Source organism: Magnetospirillum sulfuroxidans (assembly GCF_018224925.1).
Lineage (GTDB): Bacteria > Pseudomonadota > Alphaproteobacteria > Rhodospirillales > Magnetospirillaceae > Magnetospirillum > Magnetospirillum sulfuroxidans.
Map to the genome: position 1 here is coordinate 1 of NZ_JAGTUF010000055.1, position 1,082 is coordinate 1,082.

The 1,082-nt window shown below is 60.1% G+C and carries 2 protein-coding genes; both read left to right on the plus strand.

Annotated elements, in window-relative coordinates:
• The first annotated feature begins 39 nt into the window (after positions 1-39).
• A complete protein-coding gene (locus KEC16_RS19615; protein WP_211552108.1) occupies positions 40-204 on the plus strand; it encodes a cbb3-type cytochrome oxidase subunit 3 in 165 nt (54 codons plus the stop codon).
• Position 205: 1 nt separating this feature from the next.
• Positions 206-1,081: a cytochrome-c oxidase, cbb3-type subunit III gene (gene ccoP / locus KEC16_RS19620; RefSeq protein WP_211552110.1), complete on the plus strand. Its 876-nt coding sequence runs from the start codon at positions 206-208 to the stop codon at positions 1,079-1,081.
• Position 1,082 lies beyond the last annotated feature (1 nt).

Genomic DNA, 1,082 nt, shown 5'->3' on the forward strand with positions numbered 1-1,082 from the left:
CCGTGGATCACACCAAGATCCAGCGCTAGGAGCGGAAGCATGACTCTCGAGACCATCTCGGAGTTTTTCCGCTCCCTGTGGGGGGTTTGGCTGATGGTTCTGTTCCTGGGGATCGTCTTCTACGCCTTTCGGCCGAAAAACAAGGATCGGCTAGAGGCTTACGGAGAGATTCCCCTAAGGGACGACGACGATAAGGAGCGCTAAGATGGCTCACGTTGAACATGACGTGGTTTCCGGTCAAAACACGACCGGCCACGAATGGGACGGCATCAAGGAGTTGAACACTCCGTTGCCGAAGTGGTGGGTTTACGTTTTCTGGGCTTGTGTGATCTGGGCCATTGGTTACTGGGTGGCGATGCCGACCTGGCCGACCACCAGTGACTACAGCCGTGGTCTCTTGGGTTATTCCTCACGCGGGGATCTGGCCAATGAGCTGGACCTGCAAAAGAAGGCCCGGTCGCAATGGCTGACCAAGCTGGAAGCGGCTTCGGTCGAGGATATCGCCAAGGACAAGACCTTGCTCAACTACGCCCTGGCCGGCGGCAAGATCGCCTTTGGCGAAAATTGCTCGGCGTGCCATGGCGCGGGCGGTGTCGGCGTCCCCGGCGCCTATCCCCGTCTGGCCGATGATGAATGGCTGTGGGGCGGGTCCCTGGAAGACATTCATCAGACCATTCAGTACGGTGTCCGCAACACCAACAGCAACTCGCGTCAAAGCGAAATGCTGGCGTTCGGCACCGGCGACGCGTTGGACAAGACCCAGGTCGACCAATTGGCCGATTATGTCTTGTCGCTGTCGTCGAAGACCCCCGCCGCCGGTTCGCCGGGCGCGGCGATCTTCGAAGAGCGTTGCACCGCTTGTCACCAAGAAGGCGGCGTCGGTCTGAAGGACCTGGGCGCCCCGGCCTTGAACAACAATATCTGGCTGTTCAAGGGCGACAAGGAAGCCGCCAAGCAGGCCGTGATCAATCAGGTCACCAAGCCGCAGCACGGTTCCATGCCCGCTTGGTCCGAGCGTCTGGACGCGGCCACCATCAAGATGCTGGCGGTCTACGTCCACTCGTTGGGCGGCGGTCAGTAAG

Excerpts from the sequence above, each read along its gene's own strand:
- KEC16_RS19615 (WP_211552108.1), top strand. The coding sequence starts at position 40 with ATGACTCTCGAGACCATCTCGGAGTTTTTCCGCTCCCTGTGGGGGGTT.
- ccoP (WP_211552110.1), top strand. The coding sequence starts at position 206 with ATGGCTCACGTTGAACATGACGTGGTTTCCGGTCAAAACACGACCGGC.